General features: G+C 41.8%; 14 protein-coding genes. 7 read left to right on the top strand and 7 right to left on the bottom strand.

Features of this window, described 5'->3' with window-relative positions; all coding sequences use genetic code 11:
- Positions 1–15: 15 nt before the first annotated feature.
- The 5 genes from AC2FA3_RS01550 to pilG form a co-directional block, all read right to left on the bottom strand.
- Entirely contained in the window at positions 16–1,029 is a 1,014-nt protein-coding gene (locus tag AC2FA3_RS01550) for a CheR family methyltransferase (protein ID WP_490508004.1), read from the bottom strand.
- A gap of 117 nt (positions 1,030–1,146) precedes the next feature.
- Positions 1,147–2,568, bottom strand: coding sequence for a methyl-accepting chemotaxis protein (locus AC2FA3_RS01555; protein ID WP_490508005.1), 1,422 nt, complete (start codon positions 2,566–2,568; stop codon positions 1,147–1,149).
- A gap of 264 nt (positions 2,569–2,832) precedes the next feature.
- Complete coding sequence (locus AC2FA3_RS01560; protein ID WP_490508006.1) at positions 2,833–3,363, bottom strand: chemotaxis protein CheW; 531 nt, start codon at positions 3,361–3,363, stop codon at positions 2,833–2,835.
- 3 nt (positions 3,364–3,366) lie between these two features.
- On the bottom strand, positions 3,367–3,729 hold the full coding sequence (locus tag AC2FA3_RS01565) for a response regulator (RefSeq protein WP_490508007.1): 363 nt from the start codon (positions 3,727–3,729) through the stop codon (positions 3,367–3,369).
- A gap of 112 nt (positions 3,730–3,841) precedes the next feature.
- Entirely contained in the window at positions 3,842–4,219 is a 378-nt protein-coding gene (gene pilG / locus AC2FA3_RS01570) for a twitching motility response regulator PilG (RefSeq protein ID WP_201544471.1), read from the bottom strand.
- A 779-nt stretch (positions 4,220–4,998) separates the two neighbouring features.
- Between pilG and AC2FA3_RS01575 the strand changes: the two genes are divergently transcribed.
- The 6 genes from AC2FA3_RS01575 to AC2FA3_RS01600 all read left to right on the top strand — a co-directional run bounded on the left by AC2FA3_RS01575 (position 4,999) and on the right by AC2FA3_RS01600 (position 12,631).
- Entirely contained in the window at positions 4,999–6,285 is a 1,287-nt protein-coding gene (locus tag AC2FA3_RS01575; protein WP_490508008.1) for an efflux RND transporter periplasmic adaptor subunit, read from the top strand.
- Positions 6,286–6,536: 251 nt separating this feature from the next.
- Positions 6,537–7,259, top strand: coding sequence for a response regulator transcription factor (locus AC2FA3_RS01580; protein ID WP_201544465.1), 723 nt, complete (start codon positions 6,537–6,539; stop codon positions 7,257–7,259).
- 92 nt (positions 7,260–7,351) lie between these two features.
- Positions 7,352–9,499: an ATP-binding protein gene (locus AC2FA3_RS01585; protein ID WP_490508106.1), complete on the top strand. Its 2,148-nt coding sequence runs from the start codon at positions 7,352–7,354 to the stop codon at positions 9,497–9,499.
- 388 nt (positions 9,500–9,887) lie between these two features.
- Positions 9,888–10,658, top strand: coding sequence for a methionine ABC transporter ATP-binding protein (locus AC2FA3_RS01590; protein ID WP_490508009.1), 771 nt, complete (start codon positions 9,888–9,890; stop codon positions 10,656–10,658).
- A 17-nt stretch (positions 10,659–10,675) separates the two neighbouring features.
- The gene (locus AC2FA3_RS01595) at positions 10,676–11,362 is read left to right on the top strand and encodes a methionine ABC transporter permease (protein WP_201544459.1); all 687 of its coding nucleotides are present in this window, start codon (positions 10,676–10,678) and stop codon (positions 11,360–11,362) included.
- 267 nt (positions 11,363–11,629) lie between these two features.
- On the top strand, positions 11,630–12,631 hold the full coding sequence (locus AC2FA3_RS01600) for a MetQ/NlpA family ABC transporter substrate-binding protein (protein WP_490508010.1): 1,002 nt from the start codon (positions 11,630–11,632) through the stop codon (positions 12,629–12,631).
- A 146-nt stretch (positions 12,632–12,777) separates the two neighbouring features.
- Here the strand turns inward: AC2FA3_RS01600 and AC2FA3_RS01605 are convergent, their stop codons facing one another.
- Positions 12,778–14,034 carry an amidohydrolase family protein gene (locus tag AC2FA3_RS01605; protein WP_490508011.1) on the bottom strand — a complete coding sequence of 419 codons (1,257 nt, stop codon included), beginning with the start codon at positions 14,032–14,034 and terminating at the stop codon, positions 12,778–12,780.
- A 70-nt stretch (positions 14,035–14,104) separates the two neighbouring features.
- The gene (locus AC2FA3_RS01610) at positions 14,105–15,337 is read right to left on the bottom strand and encodes an MFS transporter (RefSeq protein ID WP_490508012.1); all 1,233 of its coding nucleotides are present in this window, start codon (positions 15,335–15,337) and stop codon (positions 14,105–14,107) included.
- A 479-nt stretch (positions 15,338–15,816) separates the two neighbouring features.
- Between AC2FA3_RS01610 and AC2FA3_RS01615 the strand changes: the two genes are divergently transcribed.
- Complete coding sequence (locus AC2FA3_RS01615; RefSeq protein WP_490508013.1) at positions 15,817–16,665, top strand: aldo/keto reductase; 849 nt, start codon at positions 15,817–15,819, stop codon at positions 16,663–16,665.
- The last annotated feature ends 93 nt before the right edge of the window (positions 16,666–16,758 follow it).

Below are 16,758 nucleotides of genomic sequence, written 5' to 3' on the forward strand. Positions count from 1 at the left end.
CGTCTAGGCGTTAATTTAGGCACTGATTTTTTGCCACGCATTAATCTGTGGGTGCGCAATACGGCGCATGTTTGAAGGACGCCAAAATAACGCCTCACCTGGAGCCAATATAATATAACCACCTAGCGCACACTGTTCTGATAGCCGTGCCAAAATATCGCGCTGATCAAACTTACGAAAATAGAGGAGCATATTTTGGCAGACAACCACTTGTTGTAAATGCGGCGTTGGTGGGGTTTTATCAATAATGTTGTGCAAAGCAAAGCGCACATGCTGTTTTAAAGCTGGCATCACCTGCCAGTTTGTAAGAGCACTGTTTTCCATCGTTTTTTTAGTAGCCACAGGAGAAAAATATAATTTTTCAACCCCGCTTACTGGATGCAATGGTTGGATAAACTGCTGACATTGTGAGGGAATTAAATCTCGCTGCTTTTGTTCATACTGCCCTAAGCGGGCTTTTTTTAATGCCTGCTCACTGACATCAGTACCTAATATGCTGTAATTGGTCAGCTGCTTTGCAGCCAAACTCATTGCCAGCGACCAAGTTTCTTGCCCGCTAGCACAGCCGACGCTCCAAATACGAAACGACTCATCAGCGCGGATATCATCGCTAATATTATCACTATTATTAGCAAGTCCTGTAGCAGTATGACTACTGACACTATCATCAATTAGCTGCTGCCTCTGATACTGCAAAGCATAATCAGTGACAAACTCGATAGAAGGTTGATGGCGAAAAAAGCGACTTTCATGAATCAGCACTTTATCCAATAATTGCTGACGCAGCTCAAAATTAATGGGCAACTGATTCCACAGCTGTATGATAGTCAAACCATAATCTACTGCTGTTTGCGTGATGGCATTGATCAACCATCTACGCTGGACATTCGGTAATATGAAGCCAATCTCTTGCTCTATATAACGTTGCCATTGCTCGGTATCAAAAGCAGCATTATCTTTTAAAGCCTCTGCTGCTAGAGCGTCAGCTTTATGAAGGATAGGACTGAATTTTTTAATATGATTATTCATGTGACCTGCTATTAATAGAGTTGCCCTAAGTAAGATAACGACTAGAGCAACTATTTGGTTAACATTTCAATATAAAAATCATAAATTAAGAGCGGTTAATTACATAGAAAATTGCTTTTAAATGCTATCTGAGACTCTTTCATCAATATCTATATACTCATCGTCAGTCTGTTCTTGTTCCAACTGCTCGTCATCATTAGAAATCTTGAAGCCTGTTACCGACTCTTGTAGTGCAGCCGCCATTTCACTGAGCTCACCAATAGAGCGGGCTGTCGCCATTGAACCTGATGAGGTTTGCGAGGTAATATCCTGAATGATATTCATCGTATGCGAAATATGACCTGCAGACTCTGCCTGTTGCATAGCCGCGTTGGAGATGTTTTGAATCAGGTCTGCCAAAGTATTAGAAACGGTTTGCACCTCTTCTAGGGCTTCACCGGCATCTTTTGCCAAACGGGCACCACGTACCACCTCAGAAGTCGTTGATTCCATCGACATGACCGCTTCACTGGTATCTGCCTGAATGGTTTTTACCAAGGTTTCAATCTGCTTAGTCGCATTTGCTGAACGCTCAGCTAGACGCTGAACCTCATCGGCAACAACCGCAAAGCCTCGACCCGCTTCTCCTGCCATCGATGCCTGAATCGCTGCGTTCAATGCTAGAACGTTGGTTTGGTCAGCAATATCATTAATCAGACCAACGATGTCACCAATCTCTTGCGAAGATTCGCCCAAGCGTTTGATACGTTTTGAGGTTTCTTGAATCTGATCACGAATAACGTTCATACCTTCAATCGAGCGCTGTACAACTTCTGCACCGTTATAAGCAATGGCAACTGAACGCTGTGCAACCGTTGCCGATTCTGAGGCGTTGTTTGAAACTTGGTCAATCGATACGGTCATCTCATTAATAGCGGCTGATACCCCAGCAATTTCTTGTGCTTGGTGCTCCGATGCTTCAGCCAGTTCAACCGCATTCATCTGCGTTTGCTCTGAAGACTGCGAGACGCGATCAGCCGTGCTGTTAATAACCAGTACCAATTGGCGTAATTGGTCAATCGCGAAGTTAACAGAGTCAGCAATCGCGCCGGTAAAATCTTCCGATACGGTTGCATTTACCGTCAAATCACCATCTGCTAAATCGCCCAACTCATCCAATAGACGCAAAATTGCAATCTGGTTACGCTCATTCTCTTCTTGAATTTGGCGCGCACGCTCAGATTCTGCTTCCGCTTCTTGGCGACGACGCAAAGTCTCTTTTTCAATCAGTAAACGTTCTGAGCCGCCTCGTTGTTTTAGTAATTGGTATAAAGCAAATAAAATGCCCAGCACACCTACAACAAAGACAATCACCGGTAATATGACTGATTGATTAAAATCGGCTAAATACTGACTGACCGATGACAAGGAATTGACCAGCCAAAACAGACAAGCCACGCTCACTAAAGCACAAAGCCCTAATAACAGCTTCCATTTACTATTAGCATCTGTCGTTGTTTTATTCGTACTAGCTACAGGGTTGTTTATAACATCACTCATCGTGCCTATTCCTTTCAAACAATCGTCAAAGTCGTATCGTGACTGACTCTGAAATCATATTGTCATCAAAACAACAGTGATTCGCAAAGCCTGTATGAATGCTGACATATCATCGAACCATGCCAGCCTTTGTTGCTTTCTTCTATCAGCCTTTTAACAAACAAGCCGATGATTAAAATGGGTGTTTGTTAAAGTTTATATATTTACTAAAAAAAGATATTTATTAATAATTAGGTAGTAAAAATACTTAAGTACTAGCAACTATTATATTGCGGCATCGATATATTGCAGATCCTGTGCCAACAAACTTGGCATAAACACATACCAATCCTGCTCATCTTTAAAAAACTTACCATGATTATAAGGCGCAAACGGTGAGCTAGACTCAAGCGCTTCTGGACGGTATTGATCTTGCGTAAACTGCTCAATACCTAGCACCTTGTCTACCAGCAACCCTGAGAACACATTATCATGGTCAATGACGATGACTTTACGTTGTGCCATTTGCGATAACTGACTAGGCACTTGTAAAAACCGCGACAAATCGGTTAAAGGTAACAAGCGCCCACGAATATTGGCGATACCAAGCATCCAAGGCTTTACTAAGGGCAAGCTGGTATATTCTGGCATGGTCAATATTTCTGATACTTGGCCCATTGGCGCTACTAAACGCTGACCACCGATCTCAAATACGACCCCTTGCCAATCAAACTCTTTGCCGCCGCGGCGACCACTTTTGCGCGCGCGGGCTAAGTCTGCTATGCGCAGCAGCTCAATAAATCCTTTGGATGCCACAAGCTACCCCATTACTTTACGAATTATCTGGACCAGACCACTTTCATCAATCGGTTTGGTAATATATTCTTTAGCACCTTGGCGCTTACCCCATACCCGATCCGTTTCTTGATTTTTGGTACTAATCATAATAATAGGGATATGAGCGGTCGTTTTACCACGTGTAATCTTACGAGTTGCCTGAAAACCATTCATTTCAGGCATTACTACGTCCATCAAGATGACATCTGGTAGATGGTCAATGGCCATCTGACAGCCTTGCTCACCATTTGTTGCTTCTAATACTTGATAGTTATTTTTAGAAAGCATGTCGCGAAATTTCGCCATCTCAGATGGCGAGTCGTCAATGACTAAAACAGTAGTCATAGGTATTTCCTTTATGTTCGATGATATCCATTAGGATATATTGTTGAGACGAAACGATTAAAATAAGTTGCTTGGACCATATCTTTTTACAGATTTATTTCTATTTCTACGCTTAACGATATTGGTTAATCGCCTCGAAAAGCTCATCTTTACTAAAGGGTTTGGTCAAATACTCATCAGAACCTACAATGCGACCACGGGCTTTATCAAACAAACCATCTTTCGATGACAACATAATTACCGGCTTGCTGGCATAATCTGGATTGTTTTTGATCAATGCACAAGTCTGATAACCATCTAGACGTGGCATCATAATGTCCACAAAAATGATATCTGGGTTATGATCAACAATCTTAGCCAAGGCATCAAAACCATCAATCGCAGTTACCACTTCACAGCCAGCTTTTTGCAACAAGGTTTCTGCGGTACGGCGAATGGTTTTTGAGTCATCAATCACCATTACTTTCAAACCTTCAAAATTATTTTCCATTATCTCTATCCTATTAACGACTATTTATTCATGGCGCTATCTATCATGACAAAATATCAATCTAAACCATTGATATTTAATCTATTAATTTAAATTAACGAACTGTTATCGCAATGTATCAATTAGCTTTTTCTATCTGAAAATTAACAGCAAATTCTGTATCAGGATCGATCATAATAGCTAGATTTTCACCATCAGCATCTGCCTATTTACTAGGGCATTACCATCCGTCACTATACGCACTTTATGATAAATTATCTTAGCGAATTGCGCGGTATTTTAGGCCGTTATGATAGCGATAGCAGCAATGAGTAACGATACTACTTAGTCATTGACTCAAATCCTACTGGACTAAAAAATCATCTTTCTTATTGATATATAATTAAGTAGAAGCTGATTTCATCTAATACAGCATGGCTTTAATCAAACTATTGATAGCTACAGGACTTAGTTTTGCTATATCTCAAACATTATATAGAAATAGCATGTACCTTACCGAATAATTTTCTTTTGTCATAAAAATGTATCAATATATTTTGTTATGTTCGTTTTAGCACAGTTATAGCACCTTTTCCAGTTATTTAATGAATTTATGTTCAAATAAATTGGTGTAAATTCATCACTCTAGCAATATTTCTTTTGTTTATATCTTATATCCTTGTCATTCTCTAGCAGTGCTATATTTAATTTAGAAAATTCAAATTACAAAAGGCAGCGTAATTATTTCACCGCAGCAAGTTTCACTATATAATAAAAATTCGTTGATAAAGGTGATTGGTATGATAGGTTCTGCGGGTACAAAGGGCTTGAACGCTATATTTTTAGCTTTTAACCCTCTAAAAAAGAGCGCCTATATTTTAAGCGCTTTACTCCTTGTCGCCTGTCAGCCTTCCCCGCCTACCTCTGAGCCGGTCACGGCCGAAAATAGCGAAGCATTCAATACGCCACTTTTGATACGCGCTGATAGCATCACTATGACTCGAGATCATATCTTAAGTGTCAAACCAACCCGTTATCAGCCAAGCCTTGGGCTAGAGGGACATATTGAACCTATTAAGAAGGTAAATTTGCTTGCCGTGCAGGCCCTGACTGTCGAACAAGTACTGGTAAAGAAAAACCAATGGGTAGAAAAAGGTGCGCCGTTATTTACAGTTCGACGTTTAGCAACGTCTATTACACCAACAAGCGCCTCTCAACAGCCGACTAATGAAGCAGCCTCTACAAATCCAAAACCTACTATAGAAGATAATAACAACGCTGATATTAACTCTAAGCAAACTGCCATTGATAAAGCCAAAACATCAGCAAATGATACCGTTATGGATAGTATGCAAGCTGAGGTAAAAATAACGGCAAATAATAATAAGACAAATCCACAAACTAACGACATAGCTAGCAATGATGAACTAAATAATACTCAAGGGGTTAAAAAATCAGAGCAATCATATGGCTTGATTACGGTACGGGCGAGTTTTTCAGGTCGTGTAGAAAAGCTCTATATTAAAAATGAGCAAAAAATAGAAGCTCGCCAGCCTTTATTAAAGCTCAGTGATGAGACGGAACTGCATTTTATCGCAACCCTGCCTATTGAGGCTGAATCGCAAATCTCTGTCGGCCAGACCGTCAACTTTACTGCGGAAGGCTTGATAGATGAATTTACCGGACAGGTTAGTAAGCTGACAGCCACCGCGCAAACAAAACAGCTATTGGTTTATGTCAATGTGGTTGATAATGAAGTCAGCCGCCACCAAATACGGCCTGATATGAAGGTGACGGGACGGGTTGACTACGGACAAATAGAGGTCGGGACTATTGTTCCTAAGCGCGCATTGCATGACGTTGACCTAACCGTGCTACACAAACCCCCTTATAAACCACTGCGCCCTTTGATCGCCAACGTCTGGATTATCAAACAAGACCAACGTTTGACGCGCCAACCTGTTGAAGTCATCGAATATGACCCATTGACCGAGCAGTATTTAATCGCGGGTATTACCAATGACAGTTTGATTTGTTTGGCAAATTTACCGGTTGAATCTGAAGGCAAAAAAGCAGTGGTGTCATAAGTGCCAAAGCCAGTAGTTACATTGTGTAGAAACATTAACAAAGCATGTCTTGTTTAATAACATCCTGTTTAGGCAATATAGCGTATGCTAGCAGTGATTGAGCATTGATTAAAAATTAAGGGCGTGCTTCTTTATAAGAGCAAATTTATGAAGGCAGAATTTATAGAAAAGCAATTTATAAAGAATTATTTTTAGAGCAGTATTTTTAGAGCCATTTTAAACAAACTATAACAACAACTAGAGGAAAAATCATGAGTAAGCAGATTTTGTTAATTGAAGATGATCCAGATTTAGCCGAGTTAATCAGTGATTATCTGACCATGAATTATTACGATGTACACCATGCTGGATTGGGTCAAGAAGGTCTTGAGTTATTGGACGCCAAAGAGCGTGATATCGATTTGGTTGTCTTAGATTTGATGCTTCCTGATATGGATGGGATGCAAGTTTGCCAAAAAATACGTGGCAACAAGAACAATATGACCAATAAAGTGCCGATTATTATGCTAACGGCAAAAGGCGATACCACTGACCGTGTACTCGGTTTAGAGATGGGCGCCGATGATTATATCTCGAAGCCGTTTGAGCCGCGTGAATTACTGGCTCGTATTCGTGCCGTTATTCGTCGTCATGAGCAGCCAAATCAAGCAGATAGTCAATCGGACAGCCTGACTTTTGGTCGTTTAAGCGTCTTTCCTGACAGCCACGAAGTCACTATCGATGATCAACCAGTCCGTCTAACGACGCATCAGTTTCAATTGCTGCATTATTTTGCCACCCATTCTGGTAAAGTACTAAACCGCGAGCAATTGTGGCAAGCGATGCCAAACGATGACAGCTCAGACAATATTGATCGCGCCATTGACGTGCATATTTCGCGTTTGCGTGCGCTGATTGAAGACAATCCACGTCAGCCAAAACGTATCATTACTGTACGCGGTGTCGGTTATCAATTTGCCACCGATCAAGTTTAATTGCTAGATAAAATCAAACGGCATTAGGCTAAGCGATAGTTGCAGTAAAACCAATAAAGTGGTTATGAGCGTTTGATAATAGAGATGATTTGATGCAACAACTGGGTTTTCGTTCTGTTTTTGCCAAGCTATTTGCCAGTGTGATGCTGGCACTTATCTTATTTGCGGTAGCGATGGTTTTATTGACCCAGTTGGTTCATGATAAAGATGCTGGTATCCGCTCAGAAATCTTAGCCACGCAAATACTGGGTCAAATAGACCCCTTCTTGCACGAATTAAATATCGCCGTTAGTAATGACAACCGACTACAAGCACGCTTTATGTTGGCGGTGGTCAAAAAAAGCTTTGATATTTTTGATGAATCGTTGCAAGCAAAGATGGGTTTGTATGACAGCGACGGTCATTTGCTGATGCAAAGTGATAACAGCGATTTGCCGTTAGAACTGCCTGCGCCGCCCTCTCTATTAGCACGCGTTTTTCCGTCATTTGCTGAAACCTCTCCAACCAAGCAAGCCCAAGTTTATAGTAGTACGGGCTATACGCTATTATATGAATCACGCCTACCACCTAAGAAACCTGTACTTTCCGCAGCATTAAACTTATTTACGGGTACTTTATTGCTGCTCATTATTATGGCAGGTGTGCTTTGGTGGATTGCTCGCACCATCACTTGGCGTATCAATCAGATGAGTCAGCAGATGGCTGAACTTGGTGATGGTGATTTTAGCGTGCGCGTCAATGCCCGCGGTAATGATGAGATTGCGTCACTGGCCCGCGGTTTTAACCAAGCAGCACAAAAAATCGAACATCTTATCAATGCTAATAATCTGCTATTGGCACACGCTTCGCACGAGCTACGCACGCCTATCACCCGTATCCGTTTGCAGATAGAGATGATGGATATGCTGGCTGGAGCATTGCCGAGTGATACCAAAGAAAAATTTGATAAGCGTGCGCAAGCAATCAATCGTGATTTGTCTGGATTAAATGATTTGGTCGAAAGTATTTTGCTCGTCAGTCGTTTAGATGCTGGTCATGCGCTACAACAAGTTGAGCAGCTGGACTTATATGATTTGGTCAATCAGGAACGGCAGCATTATTCTGAAGCGACTTTGATTGGCGAGCACATCGTTATTGATGGGCAATCATCCATGCTGACTCATTTAATTCGCAACTTATTGACCAATGCCATGCTGCACGGCAAGCCGCCTGTCACCGTATTACTTTACGGCGTGCAAACCTTGGATGAAGCCAATGACATCCCTGACTTCCTACTACAAACCATACTATGCAGCAGTTTTGTCGATTATAATAGCTCAGACTTTGATTCTTATGAGGAAGTGGCTCATAACGTCAACCAGCTTGAGAATGTAGAAAACACTATTACCAATGACGATTCTATTGACGTTAATGACAAAAAATCTAAGCCAACGTCAGCAGAAGCGATAGAAGTAGCGTTATTACCCGCCCCTGCTATTTATAAAAATGGTGAAAACATCATTGCTGATACTGAGATTGATGACAATATCGATAGTGATGACAATAATAGCGTAAGTACTGATAAATTACAGTCATCAGAAGTTGTTGACGTACCTAGTAATATAGCCAGTGATATAAGCAGCGCCATAAACACTGATTTAAAGAGCGCCGATGAGGCCGAAGCCATTTTCGAGCCATCGTTAATATCTAATTACCAACGCTTAACGAGCGATTTAACCGATAAAATCAAAAAAGTTATTTGGCGTGCGGTTCCTGAAAATCAGGAGATATCACTCCTCAGTATTGAAGACAATGCTATTAATAAAAACGCAGAAAACACCGGTAAAAACAATAGTGTTGAGAAAGATGACGCTAAAGATAACTCTAAGGGCAATAATAAAGAGAACGCCAAAGACAATGGCGAGCCAGCAAATACACCACGTAAAGAAGGCATATTTAGTAAGCATCTAATAAAGAAAGTAAAACCTGAACCAACCCGCCCACTACCAAAATATGCTGTAATGGCAGTGATTGATGAAGGCGAAGGCATCCCTGAGAACAAACGTGAGGAAGTTTTTAGTCCTTTCGTACGTCTACAGCAAAAAAATAAAGGCTCGGGGCTTGGCTTATCCTTGGTTGCCCAGATTGTGACGGCTCATCAAGGGCGCATCCTCACCGACACCATTAATGGTCATACGCGATTTTTAGTTGTCCTACCCGTCAAGCACGATCCTCATTATCATCATGACAGCCATAATTAACACTATAATTAATCATTAACACGCGTAGTCTTAAAAAACTCAGTATTGACAAGCTCGGTGGCAAGAACTTACGGCTAACAATGATGATCGGAAATACATTCCAATGTCCATGCAGCTGTCATAACTCTTCTTTATTTCATATAAATTAGTTTGAAATCACGGTAAATTTATACTCTATCTATCTCGATTGCTTCGTTACTCAATAACGTGCAAGCCAAGATTATCCTTTAGTCATGGATGTCCGTATCCAAAACACTGCAGAATATGCTATATTAGCGCCCCTTATTATAGGGTTATTGGATGTTGATTTTAATTTACGCTCAAACACCCAAAAGAGCTTACAACCGCTTCATAACCATTAAAATATTTATTGAATTTTGAGCCCTCCATGAGTGACATGATTGTCTTAAACGATGTGACCAAAAGCTTCTTAAGCGATCGGTCGATAAAAGATAAAGACGGCAAGCCACATTGGTTTACTGCTGTCGAGCCGACGTCCTTAACGGTACAGCAAGGCGAGATATTTGGCTTGATGGGTTATTCGGGCGCGGGTAAATCTACCCTGTTACGCCTGATTAATTTGCTTGAGCGTCCAGATTCAGGTCAAGTAATCGTCGATGGTACGGACTTAACCACTTTATCCGCTAGTGATTTACGTATCGCCCGTCATAATATCGGTATGATTTTCCAGCAGTTTAATCTGATGTCCAATCGTACGGTCTTTGATAATGTCGCCTTTAACTTAACGGTTGCAGGTTATCCGAGCGCTGATATTCATAAGCGGGTGATGGACTGTCTAGAAATCGTCGACTTGACTGACCGTGCCGGGCACTATCCTGCGCAGTTATCAGGCGGACAAAAGCAGCGTGTCGGTATCGCGCGCGCTATTGCGCCAAGTCCAAAGGTGTTATTGGCTGATGAGCCGACCAGTGCGCTTGACCCTGCGACCACGCGCAGCTTATTGACTTGTCTACGCGATATTAATGAACAACTTGGCGTCACCATCGTCATCGTCACGCATGAAATGAGCGTGATTCGCAGGCTATGCGACCGCGCGGCGTTGTTACATCAAGGTCAATTGCTCGAGGTTGCCGATATTCGCGATGGTCTGATTCAGGCTACCACCCCGATTGGCAAAGGCTTGGTCCATGAAGATTAAGAGGCAGGAGAGTAAACATGTTAACTGGTGCTGAATTATCTGCCTCGATAGACAAACTGCTCGCGCTGCGCAAAGAGATTTGGCAAGCGTTCGTAGATACTTTTATTATGCTTGGTATCTCAACGACGGTCGCCATCGTGATCGGCGGTCTGTTTGGAGTATTCTTATTTTTATCTAGTGATCGGCAGTTTTTGCAAAATAAGACCTTGTATGGCGTTCTTGGTGCTATCACCAACTTTATGCGCGCTTTCCCATTTGTGATTTTGATGATTGCTATGAGTCCTTTTACCAAAGCCATCGTTGGCACGGGTATCGGACCGATTGCTGCATCGCTAGTACTAGCGATTGCCGGTTCCTTTTACTTTGCACGTTTGGTCGAACAAAATCTGCGCGAAGTACCACGCGGCATTATTGAAGCGACGGAATCGATGGGCGCACGCCCTTTTACCATTATCAAAGTATTGCTCAATGAAGCGCGCTCTGGCTTGGTATTGTCCGTTACCATTTTATGTATCAGCTTGCTTTCTTTTTCGGCAGCTGCCGGTATGATTGGCGGTGGCGGTTTAGGTGATTTGGCGATTCGTTACGGCTATTATCGCTATCAAACTGAGGTTATGGTATTTATCGTGATTATGCTATCAATTATGGTGATCGGTATTCAGGCGTCTGGTAATTGGATAGCGATGCGTTTAGACAAGCGTTAAAACTTACTTCTCAAATAACTATAAATAGCCTTAGTCATTGGCTATTAAAGCGCTCATATTAAACGTTTGATATGAATAATGCTCAAGGTTTAATGCCGATTCATCCTAAGCAAATGCTTGACTTTGTAACTGATTCCCTTTAATTTTGATACTATCTTAACAACCCTTAACTTAGCAGCATTACTATTTATAATGTTGCTTTTTTAATGTGGATTTTTACTGTTAACATTCAATCCCCTATTTCCCACCCCTTATTAAGGAAGTTTCATGAAATTAACAGATATCAGCCGTCAGCTCGCGACCGCATTGGCTACCGTTGGCGTATCAGGTCTTGTATTGGTCGGTTGCAACAATTCATCAGCGCCAGAAGCCACTAAAGAGCCAGTCACTGAAGGTGCTACTGAAACAACGACCACAGAAACGGCAGCGACCAACGATATCGACCCTGAGCATAGCAAGATTATCATCGGTACCACCGAAGGCGACTTTGCCGATATGGTTCGTAACCAAGTAAAAGGCTCTTTAGAAGCACAAGGTTATGAAGTTGAGCTAGTAACGTTTACCGATTATGTGCGTCCAAATATCGCCTTGGCTGATGGCGATTTAGATATTAATATCTTCCAGCATAAGCCTTATCTTGATACCTTCAAAAAAGAAAACAACCTTGATTTGGTTGAAGTTTTTCAAGTACCAACAGCGCCACTGGGCATCTACTCAGGCAAAAAGACCAACATCAAAGACGTATACAAAGGCATGAGCGTTTCTGCGCCTAATGATCCAAGTAACTTTGCGCGTGCGTTAGTGATGATGAATGAGCTAGGTTGGATTACTTTAAAAGACAATATCGACCCATTGACCGCTTCAAAAACTGATATCGCTGATAACAGCAAATACGACATCAAAATCGTTGAACTAGAAGCGGCACAGCTACCACGTGCGCGTGACGAAGTTGACTTTGCTATCATCAATGGCAACTATGCGACCGATGCGGGTATCAAGCTGACTGAGGCACTATTCCAAGAGCCAAGCTTCGCTTATGTGAACTGGTCAGCCATCAAAACTGCTGATAAAGACAAAAAATGGGTTAAAGACGTCACTAACGCCTATAACTCAGACGCCTTTAAAAAGTATGCTCACGATAGCTTCCCTGGCTATAAATACCCAAAAATCTGGGGTGAGAACACTGCTACTGCTAAAGCTCCTGCAACTGCAACTGCTAATGCTCCTACGGCAGCTAGCGCGCCAGTTGCCGAAGCTGCTGCTCAGTAATTGCCGACCTCATGATTTAAGATACTTTATGCCAATAAAGTATCTTAGAAGTTAAATAGAAAAGCCCATTATTTAAAATAATGGGCTTTTTCGTTAATACTTTAGCTGGTTGCTATTTATTCTTTCTCTATTTTTGGTAAATAAGACTATTTGGTTTTTCTAAAAACATCCAATTCGATATCATAGCTTGGTTCAGACTTTTTAAATAAATATTTACCGTTACGAATAGAAGCGAGAACGTCGGCACGTTGGCGTACCGCTTCAAACGGACTATCGGCATCCAATACCAAAAAGTTAGCTGGCTTACCAACATCCAAACCGTATTCATCTTCGATATTTAGCGTTTTTGCGCCATTTATCGTGATAAAGTCGAGACAAACGTCAAGCTGCGGCAGTGACATGGTTTGCGCCAAATGAATACCGTTATCCAAAATATTCATCATATTGCCGTTACCGGTTGGATACCACGGATCGTTAATAGAGTCTTGACCAAAGCTGACGTTAATACCATTTTCCCAAAACTCTTTGACCCGCGTCAAACCGCGGCGTTTTGGATATGTGTCCTGACGACCTTGCAAGTAAGCATTTTCGGTTGGCAATGCGATAAAGTTCATGCCTGACTGCTCAAATAACCCCATCATCCGAAATGCATAAGCATCATCTGCTGAGCCAAATGAGCAAGTATGACTCGCCGTCGAGCGCGCGCCGATACCTTCCATCATCACCAATGCATTTAATAATTGTACGTGACGGCTCATCGGGTCATCAGTTTCGTCACAGTGGACGTCAATGAGCTTGTCATATTTAAGCGCAAGCTCTACCGTCTTACGCACAGAATCTTGACCGAATTCATACGCCCATTCAAAATGCGGAATACCGCCAACACAGTCCACGCCCATTTTTAACGCTTCCTCCATCAACTCGACAGCGCCTTTATAGGCGTACATGCCTTCTTGTGGAAAGGCCACAATCTGAATGGTAACGTTGTCTTTTAACTCTTCGCGCAGCTCGAGCATGGCTTTGAGCCCTATTAAATCAGGGTCGCAGACATCGATATGGGTACGAATGTACTGCACACCTTTAGAAACCTCTTCCTGAATGCCTCTTAGCATTCGCGCTTTGGCATCTTCAAAAGATTGCGTTTTTTTGACATCGTGCCAGCGCGCAATCCCTTCAAATAGCGTACCTGAAGCATTTTTCGCCTCATCACCGCCGCCGGTATAGACATAATCTAAATGCAGATGCGAATCTACATAAGGCGGTACAACCAACCGACCTTTTAGGTCGATCTCTTCTGTAGCAGCCAGTAAACCCTTACCTATTTGATGAATAACACCGTCTTTGACGAGGATTTCATTAGCATCGCTATTGCGATATATAGTGGCATTGGTAAATTTAATCATGACAAACTCCTATTATTGCTAAAAGTTAGTTATTTAAAATTGTTGATTAAAGCTGAGTTATTAAGTGCTATTAGACAGCAGGTGCATCTAGGGTTTTTTTAGAGATTATCGTAATAATAATGGCAGGTACGAAACACAGAATAGACAGGTAGAGGATACCCAAGACACCTGTTTTTGGCATATGCACCAAAATCAAACCGGCAAGCCATGTGGCAATCATAATTGAAAAGTTAAATACGCTCGATTGTACCGAGGTCGCGACCGCTTTTGCTTCCGTCACCTGATGGCTAACAGCCGTTTGAAACATAGTTACCAGAGGTCCGAACGCCAGTCCCCACAGTAAAAAAGCCAAATGCGCAAAACCATTTGTCCCTCTAAAGAAGACAAATAACAGCATGGCAACCACGCCGCAAGCTAACATCCCAACGATTAAACCGCGTAAATGGGTGTCAATAATCTTGGCCGATAAGATGACCGAGATGACCGAACCTATCCCAAAGATAAATAGCGCTAAGCTGATACCGCCAACGAACTTAATGGTTTCGACCAATAGCGTGATATAGGTGTAGGTGCTGTAATGGGCTACGACTGCTAAAAAAGTAAGTGCTAAAACAATCCAGACGCCAGGTATTTTGAGCACCGCTATTGGCGAGTTACTTTGGGTCAGCTTTTCGCCTTGCACCGATGGCAAAAACTTCATAGCCAGCAGTGCAATCACCGCACCCAATACACCCAGTACGATAAATGAGGTACGCCAGCCAACTTGGGTGCCAATATAGGTCATAATCGGTAGACCCAGACTTACCCCAAAGGTATTGCCCGCCATAATGATAGTGATAGCTTTGCCATGTAGGTTTTCTGGCACCAATGCCGTCCCATAGGCGGCAATCATCGGCCACATAATCCCTGCACAAATACCGCCAATGATACGCATGGTGACGATAAGCGCATAAGATGAGGTAAGACCGACGACGATATTAGAAATGGCAAAGCCTGCCAATAAAACCATCAAAAGAATTTTTCGATTGACCCACAACGTCATACTAATAAGCGGAATGGCAAAAATCGCTGATGCCAGCGCGTATATACCGACCAAAAACCCTACCCGAGTCTGCTCAATACCTAAGCCAGCGGTCATTTGCGGCAAAATACCAGATGGCATCAGCTCTGAGAGAATACCAATAAAGGTCACGCTTGCCATCAAACCAAAGATAAACCACGAAATAGGGTTTTGATGTTGACTGTCTGCACCGTTCTTTAAATGACTGTCTTGTACAGTACTTGCCTTTGAAAGATTGGACACATCCTCTCCTAATTGAATGAAGTTGCTAGAAGATTGTGCAACTTGGCTTTGTTCATCGTTATGTTGTTAATCGTTAGCTTGTTAACCATTACTTTATTGATAGCTGCGTCAATAAGAATCTATATATCTGTAAATAGATAACTTTTTATGGATAAATAAATTTGTCATTTGTTTGGTTATACTCTAGCATTACACCGCTTTTATATATACCCCTTACTATAGTAAGGTTTTGTAATTTCAGCAATGCCTATTTTTGGCAACACACTCGAATGACCTATTAGCGGCTTTAATAACTATAAAATGACGTTACAGCCTGTTTGTGGTTTGTAGGAAAGCGTCACCTGCTCTTTCAATCAACGTATTTTCTTTTTATAGTGGCTAAGCTTAATAAAGATTGAGAACATCATATTTCTGCTTGAATTCTCTATTAATAAATATAAGAGCTATTAATAAATCACAAAAACAACAAGGATAATAATATGCGTTCTAAAACTTATAATATTCGCAGCGCTGGACAAGCCAACATTCCGGTACTAGGACTGGGTACGTGGCAATCAACCGGTCAAGACTGTATCGATGTCGTCAGCCAAGGACTAAAAATGGGCTATGAGCATATTGATACCGCCCAAGCTTATGATAATGAAAAAGAGGTGGGAAAAGGCATTAAGCAATCAGGGGTCGCTCGCGATAAGTTCTTTTTAACGACCAAAATATTTCCTGATGACATGAAGTTTGAGCCAGAAAAACTTATTGCTGCTGCAAAGCGTTCGTTAGCAAACTTAGATACCGATTATGTTGACTTACTGCTGCTACATTGGCCCGATGATCGTGTGCCGTTATCTGAGACTATACCAGCGCTTTGTGAGCTACAGAAACAAGGGCTGACCCGCAATATCGGGGTGTCTAACTTTAATATTGCTAATATTATCGAAGCCAAGCGCTATGCTGATGTGCCTATTGCAGTCAATCAGGTGGAGTTTCACCCTTTTATTAAGCAAAAAACGTTGCAGACCTTTTTAAATAATCACCATATTTTATTGGAAGCGTATTCGCCACTTGCCCGCGGTGATGTGTTTGATAATGAAGTGATTAAGGAAATCGCTGATAAACATGGTATCACTCCAGCGCAAGTATCGCTGGCGTGGATTTTATCTGATAAGCAGCGTATTGCGATTCCAAAAACCTCTAATCCTGAGCACTTACAAGGCAACTTAGATGCTGTTAAGGTAACGCTCAGTGCGGATGAAATTGAGAAAATTGGCAGCTTAGCGCGTAGTGACGGGCGTAAAATTAAGCATCCGGATTATTCACCAGAATGGGATGATTAATAAATCATACTTATTTAAATACTAGAAACAAAAAAGCCAGTGATAAAAGTCACTGGCTTTTTTATATTTGACGCTTTTTACGATAACTATTGA

It is taken from the genome of Janibacter sp. CoH_79_TC_3, from assembly GCF_058197955.1.